This window comes from Clostridium beijerinckii HUN142, from assembly GCF_000621745.1.
GTDB lineage: Bacteria > Bacillota > Clostridia > Clostridiales > Clostridiaceae > Clostridium > Clostridium beijerinckii_A.
The window spans coordinates 38,650-51,357 of the sequence record NZ_JHXK01000012.1 but is presented as its reverse complement, the minus strand read 5'-3'; the positions used below and the strand labels follow the sequence as shown (position 1 = coordinate 51,357).

The 12,708-nt window shown below is 32.7% G+C and carries 11 protein-coding genes and 1 pseudogene; all 12 read left to right on the top strand.

Features of this window, described 5'->3' with window-relative positions:
- Positions 1 to 108: 108 nt before the first annotated feature.
- Positions 109 to 1,590, top strand: a complete 1,482-nt coding sequence (locus T483_RS0106815) for a nitrogenase component 1 (protein ID WP_026886179.1) — start codon at positions 109 to 111, stop codon at positions 1,588 to 1,590.
- Complete coding sequence (locus T483_RS0106810) at positions 1,574 to 2,902, top strand: nitrogenase component 1 (RefSeq protein WP_026886178.1); 1,329 nt, start codon at positions 1,574 to 1,576, stop codon at positions 2,900 to 2,902. The genes T483_RS0106815 and T483_RS0106810 overlap by 17 nt, the downstream gene beginning before the upstream one ends.
- Positions 2,903 to 3,150: 248 nt before the next feature.
- The gene (locus tag T483_RS0106805) at positions 3,151 to 4,449 is read left to right on the top strand and encodes an O-acetylhomoserine aminocarboxypropyltransferase/cysteine synthase family protein (protein ID WP_026886177.1); all 1,299 of its coding nucleotides are present in this window, start codon (positions 3,151 to 3,153) and stop codon (positions 4,447 to 4,449) included.
- A gap of 120 nt (positions 4,450 to 4,569) precedes the next feature.
- Positions 4,570 to 5,424 (top strand): nitrogenase iron protein, encoded by an 855-nt coding sequence (gene nifH, locus T483_RS0106800; protein ID WP_026886176.1) that lies wholly within the window; start codon positions 4,570 to 4,572, stop codon positions 5,422 to 5,424.
- A 77-nt stretch (positions 5,425 to 5,501) separates the two neighbouring features.
- On the top strand, positions 5,502 to 6,281 hold the full coding sequence (locus T483_RS0106795) for a methionine ABC transporter ATP-binding protein (RefSeq protein ID WP_026886175.1): 780 nt from the start codon (positions 5,502 to 5,504) through the stop codon (positions 6,279 to 6,281).
- Positions 6,278 to 6,946 carry a methionine ABC transporter permease gene (locus T483_RS0106790; protein ID WP_026886174.1) on the top strand — a complete coding sequence of 223 codons (669 nt, stop codon included), beginning with the start codon at positions 6,278 to 6,280 and terminating at the stop codon, positions 6,944 to 6,946. The genes T483_RS0106795 and T483_RS0106790 overlap by 4 nt, the downstream gene beginning before the upstream one ends.
- Positions 6,947 to 6,962: 16 nt before the next feature.
- A complete protein-coding gene (locus T483_RS0106785; protein ID WP_026886173.1) occupies positions 6,963 to 7,808 on the top strand; it encodes a MetQ/NlpA family ABC transporter substrate-binding protein in 846 nt (281 codons plus the stop codon).
- 13 nt (positions 7,809 to 7,821) lie between these two features.
- A complete protein-coding gene (locus T483_RS0106780) occupies positions 7,822 to 8,169 on the top strand; it encodes a NifB/NifX family molybdenum-iron cluster-binding protein (protein ID WP_026886172.1) in 348 nt (115 codons plus the stop codon).
- 137 nt (positions 8,170 to 8,306) lie between these two features.
- Entirely contained in the window at positions 8,307 to 9,179 is an 873-nt protein-coding gene (locus tag T483_RS0106775; protein WP_026886171.1) for a radical SAM protein, read from the top strand.
- Positions 9,180 to 9,422: 243 nt separating this feature from the next.
- Positions 9,423 to 10,583 (top strand): trans-sulfuration enzyme family protein, encoded by a 1,161-nt coding sequence (locus tag T483_RS0106770; protein WP_026886170.1) that lies wholly within the window; start codon positions 9,423 to 9,425, stop codon positions 10,581 to 10,583.
- Entirely contained in the window at positions 10,580 to 11,494 is a 915-nt protein-coding gene (locus T483_RS0106765) for a PLP-dependent cysteine synthase family protein (RefSeq protein WP_026886169.1), read from the top strand. Before T483_RS0106770 ends, T483_RS0106765 begins: the two co-directional genes overlap by 4 nt.
- Positions 11,495 to 11,507: 13 nt before the next feature.
- Positions 11,508 to 12,695, top strand: a pseudogene (locus T483_RS28800) (nitrogenase component 1); the annotation flags it as partial.
- Positions 12,696 to 12,708: the final 13 nt, after the last annotated feature.

Genomic DNA, 12,708 nt, shown 5'->3' with positions numbered 1-12,708 from the left:
ATCTGACTGGAAAACCAGAGGATGTACTTCTAAGAGTAGAAGTATGTCCTCTTTTTTATATTGAAAGATTTTATTTAAACAATGATTTAAAGGAGGACTATCAATATTATGGGAACAATCAATCTAAAAGAATCTTCTGTAACTATAAGAGAAACTAGATTGGGATCTATAACTGGATTTAATGGTTCTGCAAAAGAACTTATAACATGTGCACATGCAGGGAAGTTAAAGGATTGTTCAAGAAAATTTTCTCAATGCATGGGATGTAATGCGGGGCACGCTTTTTGTCAACTTGCAATGATAAGGGATGCAGTAGTTGTAAATCACGCACCAATAGGATGCGCAGGAGATTTTTTTGGTTTTAATTTTACTTATAGAGTTGAGCAGATGAAAAGAGAACTTCCAGCTACAATAGGAAGATATTTTAGCACCTGCATTGAAGAAAAAGACACTGTTTTCGGTGCTGCTAAGAAATTAGAGGATGCTGTAAGAGAAGCTTATAAAAGAACAAAACCTAATGCGATCTTTGTTACAACATCCTGTGCATCTGGGATCATAGGTGAGGATGTTGATTCAATAACTGAGGATTTATCAAAGGAACTAGGGATACCAGTTATATCTTGTTCTTGCGAAGGCTTTAGATCAAAGATTTGGACAACAGGATTTGATGCTGCTTATCATTCAATTTTAAGAAAACTAGTAAAGCCTCCAAGAAAGAGGACTAATAAGGTTAATGTTGCTAATTTTTGGGGAAGCCACATTTTTGATGAATTTTTAAATAGATTAGGTTATGAGGCGCAATATATCGTACCATTTTCAACAGTTGCAGAACTAGAGTATATTTCAGAAGCAACAGCAACGATTCATGTCTGTTCTTCACTAAGTACTTACTTGGGAGCAGCTTTAGAGCAAGAATATGGAGTAAAGGAAATAAAAGCTCCACCAGCATATGGAATAGAAGGAACTGATATATGGATGAGAGAGATAGGTAAAGTATTAGACAGGGAAGAAGAAATTGAAAAAATTATAGAGGAAGAACATGAAAGAGTTCTTCCTAAACTTGAAGAATATAGAGAAAAACTAAAAGGAAAGACAGCATATGTAACAGCAGGAGCGGCTCATGGCCACGCAATAATAGCGATGCTTAGAGAGCTTGGTTTAAATGTTCAAGGAGCAGCAATATTTCATCATGATCCTTTATATGATAATAAAAATAAGGATTCAGATGCTTTAGCTCAAACAGTCAATATTTATGGTGATATCAAGCACTATAATGTTTGTAATAAACAAGCCTATGAATTGGTTAATATATTAAACAGAGTAAAACCAGATCTTATGATTGCAAGACACGGTGGAATGACTATGTGGGGGGCAAAGCTTGGAATACCAACTTTATTAATTGGGGATGAGCAATTTGGTTTTGGATACCAGGGAGTTTTAAATTATGCTTCAAGAATAGTTGAAACTCTTGATAATAGAGAATTTGTAAGTAATTTAGCCAAGCATAGTACTATGCCTTATACAAAATGGTGGCTAGATCAAGATCCATTTACTTTCTTAGGAGGTAATAGTAGTGTCGAAAATTATTGAACAACCTAGATTTTCCTGTGCTTTAGGAGCACAGCAAACAGTAATAGCCATAAAACGAGGAGTTCCTATACTACATTCTGGACCAGGATGCAGTAATAAAATCAGTTCTTTAATAGGACAAGGCGAAGGCTATGCTGGAGGAAATACAATTCCGTGTACTAATGCTACAGAAGCTGATGTAGTGTTTGGTGGGGAACGAAAACTTAAGAATGTTATTGATGGAGCTTTCCAAGTAATAGATGCTGATTTGTATGTGGTACTTACTGGATGCACATCAGATATTGTTGGAGACGATGTAGGAAGCGTAACATCAAAATATCAAGAACAAGATAAACCTATTGTATATGTGGAGACAGGTGGATTTAAAAGCAATAACTATGTAAGCCACAGTGAAGTTGTCAATGCAATAATAGATCAATATGTAGATAAATTCAAAAATAGCAATAGTGTAAAAAAGGGACTTGTAAATGTATTTGCAACAGTACCTTACCAAGATCCATATTGGAGTGGAAATTTAGAAGAAATAAAAAGAGTTCTTGAAGGTATTGGTTTAGAAGTAAATATACTTTTTGGAAATGAATCTAATGGCATTGAAGAATGGAAGACAATACCTAATGCGGAGTTTAATATAGTTGCAAGTTCATGGGTAGGATTAAATATTGCAGAACATCTAAAAAATAAATATAAAACACCATACGTGCATTTTCCATACTTACCAATAGGAGCAATAGCTACATCGAAATTTTTAAGGCAAGTTGGTGAATTTGCAGATTTAGATAAGAATAAGGTTGAGAATTTTATAAAGAAAGAAGAAGAAAAATTTTATTTTCATATAGAAAAAACTGCGGACTTTATGCTTGAGTTTAGATATGGGTTGCCTAGAAAATTCTACAGCATTTTAGATGCATCGTATTCATTAGGATTTTCTAAATTCCTATTAAATGAACTTGGAATACTTCCAGGAAAGCAATTTATTATTGATGATACCCCAGAGCAATATAAAGAATCTATAATAAAAGAATTTGAAAGCATATCTGAATATCGATCAGCAGAAGTTGAATTTAATGTAGATGCTGGTATAGTTCAATTGGAAATAGAAAAGGAAAAAGAAAAGGATTTTCAAGAAGGCAGGGCTTTAATACTTGGAAGTGGCTGGGATAGAGATTTAGCGGCAAAATTAAATGCAGATTTGCTTATCACTAGTGTGCCAGTAACATATAGACTTGTATTAAATTGTGGTTATGCTGGATACAATGGTGGGCTTAGAGCAATTGAGGACATATATGATAGAGTGCTAAACACCTATAGATAAATATGAAAATATGTAAGAGTTTAAATATGTATATGGTTAAATAGAAAAAAATTTAACCATTTAAATATGTATCTATATAAGAATTTAAATATAAAAATATATAAATATTTATAGATAAATAGTGGGTTTGAGATGGATTTAAGTCAACTAATATAAAAGGGATTTATAGAGGCTTTAAATATGAGCACTTTTATAAGAATTATTAATGCAAATTAACATGAATAATTGATAAATTTGGAGGGAGAAAGATGAGTAATTACAAGTTCGATACTATTAAAGTTAGAGGAGGATACAATCCAAAGGAACATAATGATGCTGTATCAGTACCGATATATGCAACAGCATCTTTTGAAGTAGGGGAAGCAGAAAGATTTGATAGGTTAGCGAGTCTTTCTGAAGAAGGTTTTATTTATAGCAGACTTGGAAATCCAACAGTTAGTGTTTTGGAAAATAGAATAGCTTCTTTGGATGGTGGAATAGCAGCGGTAGGCGTTGCATCAGGAATGGCAGCTATAACTTATGCATTACTTGTAGTAGCAGAAGGGGGAGGAAGAATTTTAACAACACATCAATTGTATGGTGGAACCGTAGATGCTTTAAAAAAACTTTATCCTAAGTTCGGAATCCAAATTGACAGGATTGAAGATGACAATGATATTGAGGAATTTAGAAAATCTATAAAAGAAGACACAAAAGCAATCTTTATAGAAACTATAAGCAACCCTAATGCAGCATTATATGATATAGAGGCAATCGCTAAGATAGCACATGAAAATAATATTCCACTAATTGTTGATAATACATTCGCAACACCATATCTATTTAATCCTATTAAATATGGAGCAGATATAGTAATATACTCAGCAACAAAAGCCCTAAGTGGCCATGGAAACGTGATTGCAGGAGTAATAGTTGATAGTGGTAAATTCAATTGGGCAAATGGAAGGTATCCTCAGTTTTCTGAACCGTACTTTACTCTAAAAGATTTAGAGGGAAATGAAAGAAGTTATATAGATGTATTTAAAGAAAGTGCATTTGCTGGAAAAATCAGATTAGATTATCTAACATATTTTGGAGCGGTTTTAAGTCCTTTTGATGCTTATTTGATATTAATAGGTTTAGAAATATTATCTGAAAGGGTCCAGAAGCAAATTAATAACACAAGAAAAATAATAGATTATCTTAAAAATGAAGAATCTGTTGCCTGGATAAATTATCCTCAAATCGAGGGAAGCCCATATAAATTTTTAGCAGATAAATATTTTGCTAAAGGAGTAGGCTCAACCTTTACTTTTGGTTTTAAAGGAAATACAGAACAAATTTATAAATTAATAAATTCAGTAAAACTATTTAGTTATCAAGCTAATGTTGGAGATGCTGGATCTTTAATTGTTAATGTACCTAAGACAACCCATGGAGAATTAACAGAAGAACAATTAAAATTAGCAAAAATTCCTCAAGAAACTATTAGGCTTTCAATTGGTCTTGAGGATTCCGAAGATTTGATTAATGACCTAAGACAAGCTTTTAAGGAAGCTTTAAGCTAATCACAGGGAAAGCTTAAAAATACTTTAGGCATATTAAAATAGAGAAATGACAAATTAAAAGAATTTATATTTTTATATGCCGCTAAGTTTTAATAATTTATAAAAAAGGAGAATATAGCAATGACAGAAAAAACTTTAAGACAAGTAGCAATTTACGGTAAGGGGGGAATAGGAAAATCAACAACTACTCAAAATTTAACAGCAGGACTTGCAGAGCTTGGGAAAAATGTAATGGTAGTTGGTTGCGATCCTAAAGCAGATTCAACAAGATTATTATTAGGGGGACTAGCTCAAAGAACTGTTTTAGATACTTTAAGAGAAGAAGGAGAAGATATAGAGCTTGAAGCCATTATGAAGACAGGCTTTAAAGGTATAAAATGCGTTGAATCCGGAGGCCCAGAGCCTGGAGTTGGATGCGCAGGAAGAGGAATTATAACTTCTATTGGAATGCTTGAAAGGTTAGGAGCCTACACTGAAGATTTAGATTATGTATTTTACGACGTTCTTGGGGATGTTGTATGTGGAGGTTTTGCAATGCCTATAAGAGAAGGTAAAGCAAAAGAAATATATATAGTTGCAAGCGGTGAAATGATGGCATTATATGCTGCAAATAACATCTCCAAAGGAATTCAAAAGTATGCGCTAAAAGGTGGAGTTAGACTTGGAGGAATAATATGTAATAGCAGAAATGTTGATAGAGAGCTTGACCTGTTGAAAGCTTTTGCAAAGGAACTTGGGACACAATTAATTCATTTTGTACCAAGAAATAATGTTGTTCAGAGAGCTGAAATAAGAAAAAAGACTGTCATAGAGTTTAACCCAGAAGATAAACAGGCTGATGAGTACAGAGAATTAGCTAGAAAGATAGAAGAAAATGATTTATTTGTAATTCCAAAACCAATGACTCAAGACAGACTCGAAGAAATTTTAATAGAATATGGATTAATGGATTTAGATGAGGATTATATAATTTAGTTTAAAATCCTTTAGGCATATTATAAGGAATAGGAAGACTTAAAAAATCACTATTCGAGGTAATGGGAGGCAATTTTATGATAACTGTTAAGAATATAAGTAAAACATTTAATACTCAAACAGGAAAAGTTGAGGTATTGAGAGATATAAGCCTAGAAATAGTGCAAGGGGATATATTTGGAGTAATTGGTTTTAGCGGCGCAGGTAAATCGACATTAATACGTTGCTTAAATGGCCTTGAAAAACCTGATTCTGGTAATATAATCATTGGAGAAAATGAGATAACTAAGTTAAATAGAAAAGAATTAAGAAGTGCTAGAAAAAAAATAGGTATGATATTTCAACAATTTAATTTATTTGATTCAAAAACTGTTTATGAAAATATTGCTTTTCCATTAGAAATTTCAGGATATAAGAAAGATGCAATAAAGAGAAGAGTTGAAGAGATATTAGAATTAGTTGAATTGTCAGAAAAGAGGGATTCATATCCACTTCAACTAAGTGGAGGGCAAAAACAAAGGGTTGGTATTGCAAGAGCATTAGCTAATCAGCCTGATGTATTATTAAGCGATGAAGCAACTTCTGCTTTAGATCCACAAACCACCTTTTCAATTTTAGAACTTTTGAAAAATATAAACCAAAGGTTAAACTTAACAATAGTGATAATAACACACGAACTAGATGTGTTAAGGTTTTGCACTAATAATATGGTAGTTTTAGAAGATGGTCATATAGTAGAAGAGGGAAATACAGAAAACTTATTTTTAAATCCTAAAAGTGATACTTTAAAGAAATTTATAACAATAACAGAAGGATTTCAAAATAATAGGAAATTTTCAGGAGGTGAAGGAATATGAGCAATGATTTAATTAAATTACTTTTAGTTGGAACAGAGGAAACTTTATATATTGTATTGCTTTCATCAATAGTAGCCTTTTTGATAGGCGTACCAATTGGAGTATTATTGGTTGTTACAGATAAAGGCGGGATTTTTCCTTTATATAAAGTCAACAAAATCGCTGGTTTCTTAATTAATGTAATAAGATCCACGCCTGAAATAATATTAATAATTATATTATTGCCATTATCAAAATTTATTGTTGGGACAACATTGGGTGCAAATGCAGCAATAGTATCTATTTCAATAGGTTCAGCTCCATTTATTGCGAGAATAATTGAAAACAGCTTAAAGGAAGTTGAATTTGGAAAAATAGAAGCTGCAGAATCAATGGGCGCAACTCCTATTGATATAATAAAAAAAGTTCTGCTTCCAGAAGCTCTTCCTTCAATTGTAAGAGGAATAACTATAGCAATTATAGGAATAATAGGCTTTACAGCTATAGCAGGTGCAATTGGTGCTGGCGGACTTGGAAGTTTAGCTATAAGATTTGGCTACCAAAGATTTCGTACAGATGTACTTATAGGGACTGTAGTTATTCTAGTTATTATAGTACAAGCTATACAGCTTATTGGAGATCTCATCGCAAAGTCAATTAATAAGAAGAGATTTAAGTTTGAATAAATATGGAGGGATTAAATTGAAGAAAAAATTATTATCAATAATTACAAGTGGATTACTTTTAGTAGGAGTATTTGCTGGATGCTCAGCTAACAAAGAAGATGCAAGCAAAGCTACAAGTGCATCAACAACAACTGAAAAGAGCGAAGTGACTTTAAAAGTAGGTGCAGCATTAACACCGCATGCTGAGATATTAGAGCATATTAAGCCAAAACTAAAGGAACAAGGTATTAACTTAGAAATAGTGACCCTTGATGATGAAGGCCAGCTAAATCCGGCATTGGATGAAAAGCAAATTGATGCAAATTATTTTCAACATGTTCCTTACTTAGAGTCTGTATCAAAAGAAAAAGGATACGACTTTGAAGTGGCAGGAAAAATACACGTTGAGCCCATAGGATTATATTCTAATAAACTTAAATCAATAAATGATTTACAAGATGGGGATAAGATAGGTATACCTAACAACACTTCAAATGAATATAGAGCTTTAGTTCTTCTTGAAAAAAATGGACTAATTAAACTAAAAAGTGGATTAGAAAATTATTCTGCGACACCAAATGATATAGCTGAAAATCCTAAACATCTTCAATTTGTAGAGGCAGATGTAGCACAATTACCTAGATCTCTTGGAGATTTAGCGGGAGCAGTAATAAATACTAATATAATTTTAGATGCTAAAATTGATCCAAATACAGCAATTCTGAGGGAAGATGGAGATTCTCCTTACGCAAATGTAATTACGGTTAGAAAAGGAGATAAAGATAGAAAAGAAATCAAGGCACTTGTTTCAGCCCTAACTACAGATGATGTTAAAAACTTTATTAAAGAAAAATATGGGTCTGCGGTAGTTCCAGCATTTTAAAGAGGAGGAAGATATGTCATACAAAATAGCATTTGCAAGCAGTGATGGAAAAGTTGTAAATCAACATTTTGGAAGAACAAAGCAATTCTTAATTGTTGAAGTGGATGATAAAGAATATAAGTATGTAGAGACAAGATTTAATGAGCCATCGTGCCAGGAATTTCAACATACTGAGGATGCTTTAAGTAAATCTATTGAATTAATATATGATTGTAAAGCAGTCTTTGTAGCGAGAATTGGACAAGGAGCCTTAGCTGAGGTTGAGTCGAAAGGAATAAAAGGAATTGAGGCACCTTATTTTATAGAAGATATACTAAAAAAAGTGCTAAATTCAAAAGTAAATATTTTAGATTTATATTAATAATCTAAGTTATAAGTATGATTCAAGTAAGTAAATAGTATTTAAAGAATTCAATTAAATTAGGACTTAGAGTATAAAAATAAACTTTGGATAGTGAATAAATTTTGATCAAAGTTAGAATAAAGGAAGTGAACTATATGGGGAATTTTGACCACCTTGTAAAAACTCATCCGTGCCTAGGTGGGGAGGCGCATTTTAAATATGGGAGGATACACTTACCAGTGAGTCCCTCATGTAACATGCAATGTAAGTTTTGCAGAAGGGGATTTAATAAATCAGAAGTGCGTCCAGGGGTAAGTTCATTACTACTTATTCCAGAAGAGGCTGTAAAAACTGTTAGGAAAGCATTAATGTTATGTCCAGAAATTAGTGTTGTTGGGATTGCAGGCCCAGGAGATACACTTGCAACTGATCATGCTCTTGAGACTTTTAAATTAGTAAAAAAAGAATTTCCTCATCTTATTAACTGCTTAAGTACCAATGGATTAAGATTGGAAGAAAAGGCAGAAAAGATTGTTGAAGCTGGGGTTGAGACAATAACTGTTACTGTTAATGCCATCGATCCAAAGATTCAAAAAGATATATGTTCTTTTGTAATTGATGAAGATGGTAAAAGACTAGAAGGGGAAGAAGGTGCAAAGAAGTTAATAAATGCACAACTTAGAGGTATTAAAAAGATTAGCGAATTAGGAGTTATAGTAAAAATAAATAGTGTCTTAATACCAGGAATTAATGATAGACATATCAAGGAGATAGCTAAAGTAACTAAGGAGTTAGGAGCATCAATATTAAATATAATTCCACTAATACCACAAAACGAACTTTCTCATCTTGAAGCGCCATCATGCCTAATGCTTGATAAATGTAGGGGAGAAGCAGGTGAATATCTTGATGTATTTAGGCACTGCAAACATTGCAGAGCTGATGCCTGTGGAGTTCCAGGTAAAAATCAAGATATACATGGTCAATTATATGATAAAGAAGTTGTTGAAACTTTCTCTCATGGATAGGAAATTAGTTGATTAATATGAATAGAAACAAGTATTAAAAAATTATTAAAGATTCATAATGACAATTGTGAAAGAAAATAAAATATAAATATTTTATTTATTCTAAAACATAGTAAACAAATAAGAATAATATGAGTAATATATAGTAATTTATATTTAGAAATAGTAGCAACATTTATATATAAGAAATAAAGAATAGTGTAGAAAACTTTGCACTAGCGAAACCTTGAGGAGGAGAGAAAAATGAAAATAGAATCATTATTAGTTCATGGTGCAATTGATGGGGATGAGACAACAGGATCGGTGAATGTTCCAATCTATCAAACTTCCACATATAAGCAAGAACAGTTAGGTAAAAATAAAGGATATGAATATTCAAGGACTGGAAATCCGACAAGGGAAGCATTAGAGAAAACCATTGCCTTGTTAGAAAGTGGAAGCGGTGGACTTGCATTTAGCAGCGGAATGGCTGCTATTACGGCTGTTTTATCTTTATTTCATAGCGGTGACAAAGTGATAATTCCAAGTAATCTTTATGGAGGAACTTTTAGAGTAATTGATAAAGTATTTAAGAATTTTAATCTTCAATATGAGATAGTTGACTTTTCTAGACTAAATGATGTAAAAAGAATTCTAGAAAATGGAAAGGACAACGCAAGTATAAAGGCCGTTTTTATTGAAACTCCAACAAATCCGCTCATGGATATTACAGATATAGAAGAGGTTAGTAAGCTTGCAAAGGAATACGGAGCACTTACTGTTGTAGATAATACGTTTATGTCACCATATTTGCAAAGACCTTTAGAATTTGGAGCGGATATTGTTGTTCATAGTGCTACTAAGTATTTAGGAGGTCATAGTAATGTAGTAGCTGGATTAATAGCTGTAAATAATGATGAGCTTTGGGACAAGTTACATTTTATACAAAATTCAACGGGAGGAGTACTTGGACCATTTGATTCATTTATATTGCTTCAAGGCATAAAAACTTTAGGTGTTAGATTAGATAGGCACAATGAAAATGCAGAGAAAATAGCACAATTTTTATCACAAAGTGACTATATCGCTAAAATTTATTATCCAGGAATAAAAGATTCGAAAGGATATGAAATTCATAAGAAACAAGCATCTGGCTTTGGGGGAGTATTGTCTTTTGTTATAAATGAAAAGATAGATTACAAAAAGTTTCTAAGTTCACTAAGACTTATAACTTTAGGAGAAAGTCTAGGTGGGGTGGAATCTTTAATATGTCACCCAGCTAGCATGACACATGCAGCAATTCCATATAAAATAAGGCAGGAGGTTGGAATTGTCGATAATCTAGTTAGGTTGTCAGTAGGGATAGAAAATATTGATGATCTAATTGAGGACTTAAACAATGGATTTAAGGAGAGTTTGATATGAATTATGTAAGTGATGTAAAAGAACTTATTGGAAATACTCCGCTTATAAAACTCACACATATCAATGTTAAAAAAAATGTTAATATATTTGCTAAACTTGAATGTTTTAATCCTGGTGGCAGTATAAAAGATAGAATTGGAGTAACAATGATTGAGGGAGCTGAGAGAAATGGAAGCTTAAAGAGGGGGTATACCATAGTTGATGCAACAGCAGGAAATACTGGTCTTGGTATAGCTCTAGCGGCAATAAATAGAGGCTATAATATAATCTTTGTAGTACCAACCAAATTTTCAATAGAAAAGCAAAAGCTAATGAAAGCTTTGGGGGCTAAAATCATTAATACTCCAGATGAAGAAGGGATGCTTGGAGCTATAAATAAAGCTAATGAGTTATTAAAAGAGATTCCCAATAGCATTAGTCTAGGTCAATTTGAAAATGAAGATAATCCTTTAGCTCATTATGAAACAACAGGCCCTGAAATATATAAAGCATTAGATGGTAATATAAATTATTTTGTGGCAGGTGCGGGAAGTGGAGGCACATTTACGGGGATCATAAAATATCTAAAAGAAAAGGATAAGGATATTAAAGGAGTACTCGCAGATCCAGAAGGGTCAACAATGGTCGGTGGAGAGCATAAGAGTTACAAAATAGAGGGTATAGGAAATGATTTTGTTCCTAAAACAATGGATATATCTTTAGTTGATAAAGTTATAAAGGTTAATGATGATGAGGCTTTTAAGAATGTAAAGTTACTGGCTAAAAAGGAAGGTTTAATAGTTGGATCATCATCTGGAGCAATACTTGCAGCAGCATTGAAGTTATCTGAGGAAATCGATGGTGGAAATATAGTTATTGTTTTTCCTGATAGGGGAGATAGATATCTAAGTACAACATTGTTTGATGACTAAGTAATATAAATAAATTAATATTATTTGTACTAACTTAGATGAAAGTGACATGGTATTTGGAGGTGTTAAAAAGTTAAAACAATCAATTAAAGATGCTTTTGAAAGGTATAGTCCTAAGGCCATTTTTTTAGGTACATCTTGCGCGACAGGAATCATTGGAGAAGATATGGAGAGTGTGGCTGCGGAAGCAGAAGATGAAATTGGCATACCCGTAATTCCACTTGCCTGTGAAGGCTTTAGATCAAAACATTGGAGCACAGGTTTTGATGCTACTCAACATGGAATTCTTAGAAAAATTGTACGTAAAAATCCTAAAAAGCAGGAAGATTTAATTAATGTTATAAATCTTTGGGGATCTGATGTATTCACACCAATGCTAGGAGAGTTAGGGTTAAGAGTAAATTATGTTGTGGATTTAGCTACGGTAGATGATCTTGCACAACTTTCAGAAGCAGCAGGAACAGTTGGTTTTTGTTATACCTTATCATCGTATATGGCAGCAGCATTAGAACAAGAATTTGGAGTTCCAGAAATAAAGGCGCCTCAACCTTATGGCTTTGCAGGTACAGATGCTTGGATACGTGAAATAGCAAGAGTCACTCATAAAGAGGAACTTGCTGAAGCTTTTATCAAAAAAGAACATGAAAGAATAAAACCTAAGCTAAAAGAACTTAGGGAAAAACTTAAAGGCGTAAAAGGATATGTTGCAACTGGTTCAGCTTATGCTCATGGTTTAATTACTGTTTTGAGAGAACTAGGAGTTGAAGTAAATGGTTCTTTAGTATTTCATCATGATCCAGTTTATGATAGTGGAGATTCAAAGCAGGATTCTCTTAAATTTTTAATAGATAATTATGATGATGTACCTTCATTTAGTGTAAGTAATAGACAACAATATCAATTTTATGGACTCTTAAAAAAGACAAATCCAGATTTTATATTAATAAGGCATAATGGACTTGCTCCTTTAGCTTCAAGACTTGGAATACCAGCAGCACCACTTGGAGATGAACACCTTGCCATAGGTTATGATGGAATGATTAATTTAGGAGAGGCTGTATTAGATGTTCTGGCACATAAAAAGTTTCATCAAGACCTTAAAGAGCATGTCAAATTGCCTTATACAAAGTGGTGGCTTGATCAAGAAGATCCTTATATACTTGCAAAAAAACCTGAGATATTAAATGAAAAAATAATATAGTTAATTTTTGAAG

What these genes read in the sequence shown, in the direction of transcription:
- T483_RS0106805 (WP_026886177.1), top strand. Translation starts at nt 3,151, where the DNA reads ATGAGTAATTACAAGTTCGATACTATTAAAGTTAGAGGAGGATACAAT.
- T483_RS0106780 (WP_026886172.1), top strand. Translation starts at nt 7,822, where the DNA reads ATGTCATACAAAATAGCATTTGCAAGCAGTGATGGAAAAGTTGTAAAT.
- T483_RS0106770 (WP_026886170.1), top strand. Translation starts at nt 9,423, where the DNA reads ATGAAAATAGAATCATTATTAGTTCATGGTGCAATTGATGGGGATGAG.
- T483_RS0106775 (WP_026886171.1), top strand. Translation starts at nt 8,307, where the DNA reads ATGGGGAATTTTGACCACCTTGTAAAAACTCATCCGTGCCTAGGTGGG.
- T483_RS0106815 (WP_026886179.1), top strand. Translation starts at nt 109, where the DNA reads ATGGGAACAATCAATCTAAAAGAATCTTCTGTAACTATAAGAGAAACT.
- T483_RS0106790 (WP_026886174.1), top strand. Translation starts at nt 6,278, where the DNA reads ATGAGCAATGATTTAATTAAATTACTTTTAGTTGGAACAGAGGAAACT.
- nifH (WP_026886176.1), top strand. Translation starts at nt 4,570, where the DNA reads ATGACAGAAAAAACTTTAAGACAAGTAGCAATTTACGGTAAGGGGGGA.
- T483_RS0106765 (WP_026886169.1), top strand. Translation starts at nt 10,580, where the DNA reads ATGAATTATGTAAGTGATGTAAAAGAACTTATTGGAAATACTCCGCTT.
- T483_RS0106795 (WP_026886175.1), top strand. Translation starts at nt 5,502, where the DNA reads ATGATAACTGTTAAGAATATAAGTAAAACATTTAATACTCAAACAGGA.